Here is a 3,835-nt window from a genome sequence, read left to right as displayed (position 1 = left end):
ACAGTTATCTCAGTTGCACTCAACTTAATGAATCCTCAACATTTAAGAAACTGGTTTACTAATTGCTGTTACTGTACCTCATAACACAGGAAACTGCTGTAATCTTTAGTAGGGACTAATAAAAGTAGTATGACTGACACGCCTGAGTATTTCCCCAGCAGACTAGACCGGATTGAACAAATTATGCTAGGACTTGCCGAGCGACAAGCCCATACTCAAGCGCAGCTCGATAGAACCCAAGCACAACTTGATGAGCTAAGACAAGAAGTGCGAGGACTTACTAATAACGTTGACCGCGTACTAGCCCGTAGCGCAATATTAGACGATGTACTTCTTGAATTACGCGACTCTCACGAGACACATCAACGCAACTTTGAAGAACACCAACGCACTACAAACGCTGCTCTACAGAGCCTTGAGGCTATCTTGGTGCAGTTAACGCTCAATCGCTCTTGAAGCAAGTGTTACGCTTCACACTTCATCTTTTAACCAACTCAACCCCATCTTCAATGCTGCTCTTGCAGTGTAATATAGCTTTTGCTCCCCAAATACTTCACCTCTACGGCTAATGACCCGAAACTGCCAGCACTGGCCGGGCGTGTAATAGACGATTAAGATATTGCCGTTGATGCAAACAACTGTATCAACTTTGATTTGGGGCATTTGTAAGTGTGAAGCTGAGTTATCTGCAATTGTCCTCGATGAAAGCAAAGAAGTCACACAAATTTTAAGTTCATCTTGTAGCTTGCTTCTTGCGCTCATTACCCCAACTTCTCAAGCATTGCCAGGAACGGGAGAGTGTGGGTGTTTTGTTTATTTGGCTGTGGATTACTTATCAAAATATTAGCAATGTCTACAAACAAGGCTAGTCATTGGTTTTGTCGATTGGACTTCTTTTTTCTCTACACTTGCTGCGCCCTGTCGAAACCTATAATTAAGCGATCGCTCTACTTGATCGCGGTTGATTGTACTACTGGAATGACGCGGCTCTCATGAACGCCAACGCACAGAATTACGTTGTTCTACAGGCAATCACAGTTGACTCGCATTCAGTCTTAAGGCGATCGCCAACAGTACTGCGGGGTAGGCGTACAAATTGCCCTTTTGATCATCAATGCCCTGGTTCAGTAATTTTTTGAAATATATAGCCTGAACCCCTAGCTGTCAAAATTAACTCTGGATTTTCCAGGTCATCTTCTAGTTTTCCCCTCAGTCGTGAGATATGCACATCTATAACACGAGTATCTACGTGCTGTTCTGAAGTATACCCCCAGACCTGCTGTAGCATTTCTCCGCGAGATATCGCTTGCCCTGAGTTAATCACCAGCAACTCCAGCAGACTGTACTCTACGCCAGTTAACCGAATCCGTTCATCATCTTTGTAAACTTGTCGTTTGTTAGTATCAATTTTGATATTGCCGACATACATGATTCCTGAACTAGGAACTCCATTCGCGCTTGTTTTACTAGCCCTTCGCCGCAATATACAACGGATTCTCGACTCTAACTCTTTCGGGGAAAACGGTTTCGAGATGTAATCATCTGCACCTAATTCCAAGCCAGTTATTCTGTCTGCGACATCTGCCAAGGCTGTGAGCATGATAATTGGCACATCTGATTGGTTGCGTATTTCCTGGCATACACAGTAACCATCCATTCTCAGCATCATCACATCCAGAACAATTAAGTCACAGCAGCCAGAACCAAATAATTCTAATGCTTCAACACCATCACCTGCCGTGACCACATCGTAACCAATCATGGAAAGACGCGTCTCCAAAATCCGGCGAATGCTTGCTTCGTCATCTACCACCAAGATTTTTTCTTTATGGCTTTCCACTAGGTTTAATGATGTGTACAGCTAGGACAATATGATATTCGAGTCAGCGACTATTAAAGTTTTTGCTCCTACATATCTTATTTAAACTTTTGTTAACTCATTACCGAATCTGAGTTGACGGGTTTTACGAATCGGCTTAGACAAGAATTAAGTTACGATATATTCACAAGAGCATTTGTTGAGCAAAATGTTACTTGAATTTAGTAAGTATTGCAAAATCCGGAGGAAAGCCTCATCGCCATCCAAAAGCAACTAATTAACTCACAAATCAAGTCACCCCAAGTTTTCTTGATTGATCACGAAAATAACAATCGTGGTTTAATAGATACTTCCACAGCTTTAGAATTAGCCGAGAGCTTAGAGCTTGATTTAGTTGTAGTCTCTGAAGGCCAAGACGCTCCAATCGCCAAGATTCTTAACTATGGTAAGCTTCAGTATCAAAAGAAAAAACGTCAGGGACAAAGTGCTAGACCAACTGTGAAAGAAGTTCGCCTACGTCCTAATATTGGTGCTGCTGATTATAACTTACGTATTGAGCAAGCTGTTAAGTGGTTAAGTAAAGGTGATTCGGTTAAATTTGCTATTCGCTTACGTGGTCGAGAAAATCAATATCGTGAACAAGCTGGCGAATTGTTAGAACGGATAGCCACTGCCTTAAGCGAAGTAGGTAAAGTACAATCACTTGATAAACGTTCACTTACTGCTCAAATTATTCCTGCTTAAATTAATTTCCTAGCTATTCTCTAACCCAGAGTCATATCTAGCTGTCTGATTCGGATTTCTCACAATTAAAAAGCCGAGCTAGTTTAGCATTAACAATGCTATAGCTGTTCTGGACTTTTACCAGGGCAGCTTTGCTCTTGTGGAGTTTAATATAAAAGACTTTTTGGCAGCAGTATGCGTGAGCGCATACATCAAAATAGTAAACTACCCCATCAACCCCAGATGCCGATGGAACGCTTCAACCGCATTCGCTACACCATCCTCACCCTGAATCTTCTCCCCCAACTCCTGGGCTTTCCTCTGCATCTCCTCATTACCCAGTACAACTTCAATCGCTGCCGCTAGAGTTTCTTCTGTTACTTTCTTATACGGTATTGGTTTGGGGCTGACTCCTAATTGAACTAACTTTTGCCCCCAAACTGGCTGATCCGCGAAAAAGGGTACTGTTAATGAGGGTATCCCTGCACGTAACACCGCCGCCGTTGTACCTGCGCCACCATGATGTACCATTGCCCTCACTTGAGGTAAAAGCCAGTCATGCGGAACATCAGGAATTACAAACACACGCAACGAATCTTTGGGATTGACTGTTCTTCCAACCCGACCCCAGCCTGATAGTATGATGCCGCCTTGATGCGTTTTCTTCAGAGCCTCCACAATATAATAGGTCAGGTATTCTGGGTTAGGCATTGTCATACTGCCGAATCCGAAGCATAGTGGAGCTTGCTTGAATCCCAGGAAATCGAACAGTTCGTCAGGGGCTTCGTCTTCGTACTCCTCGGCACGATCAATAAACCAAAACCCAGTTACGTAAGCCCACGCTGGCCAATCACGAGGTTTTGGGATAACGTGCGAACTAAACCCATACAAAACAGGGATTCGGGAAACATTAGCTGGAGTTTTTCTCCTAAACCGACTACCCAAATATGGCAGTGGGGGCAATTTTAATGTTTCGGTTCGGAAGGAGTTGATTAGTTTGCGGTATCGCTGCCAGTACAAGAACTCCGCAATAAAGTAGCTGGCGTAGTTGATGATTTTCTTGAGTGGATTTTTTGTTGTTCGAGCGAATCTCAAAAATCCAAACGTTCCGGTGGGAGTCAACGGCACAACTGATGCCATGAAACAGGGTACGCCTAACTTCTCCGCAATGTGATATCCCCAGTTTGCTAATGGCGTGTAGATGATTACTTCAGTTCCCTGGCAAGCAACCCACGCGGACTGCATCTGTTGACGTAACTGTTTTTCTTTAGTCTGGGGCTTGAGCTTTTCCCC

Annotated in this window: 5 protein-coding genes; 2 read left to right on the top strand and 3 right to left on the bottom strand. The window is 43.6% G+C overall.

The features are described from left to right. Positions 1–129: 129 nt before the first annotated feature. Positions 130–456, top strand: coding sequence for a hypothetical protein (locus H6G76_RS36260; RefSeq protein ID WP_190711018.1), 327 nt, complete (start codon positions 130–132; stop codon positions 454–456). A 15-nt stretch (positions 457–471) separates the two neighbouring features. On the opposite strand, the gene H6G76_RS36255 is transcribed toward H6G76_RS36260, so the two are convergent. Both H6G76_RS36255 and rpaB read right to left on the bottom strand, forming a co-directional pair. Further along, the gene (locus tag H6G76_RS36255; protein ID WP_313934902.1) at positions 472–762 is read right to left on the bottom strand and encodes a hypothetical protein; all 291 of its coding nucleotides are present in this window, start codon (positions 760–762) and stop codon (positions 472–474) included. A gap of 349 nt (positions 763–1,111) precedes the next feature. Next, entirely contained in the window at positions 1,112–1,840 is a 729-nt protein-coding gene (gene rpaB, locus H6G76_RS36250; protein ID WP_190711017.1) for a response regulator transcription factor RpaB, read from the bottom strand. Between the two features lie 210 nt (positions 1,841–2,050). Here rpaB and infC point away from each other — a divergent pair, with 210 nt between their 5' ends. Beyond that, positions 2,051–2,563 carry a translation initiation factor IF-3 gene (gene infC, locus H6G76_RS36245; protein WP_190711016.1) on the top strand — a complete coding sequence of 171 codons (513 nt, stop codon included), beginning with the start codon at positions 2,051–2,053 and terminating at the stop codon, positions 2,561–2,563. A gap of 204 nt (positions 2,564–2,767) precedes the next feature. On the opposite strand, the gene H6G76_RS36240 is transcribed toward infC, so the two are convergent. Beyond that, on the bottom strand, positions 2,768–3,835 hold a 1,068-nt coding region (locus tag H6G76_RS36240), incomplete at its 5' end, for a glycosyltransferase (RefSeq protein ID WP_190711015.1).

Origin of the sequence: Nostoc sp. FACHB-152 (assembly GCF_014697475.1) — a bacterium.
Taxonomy (GTDB): domain Bacteria; phylum Cyanobacteriota; class Cyanobacteriia; order Cyanobacteriales; family Nostocaceae; genus Nostoc_B.
This window is presented reverse-complemented; position numbering and strand designations above follow the sequence as displayed.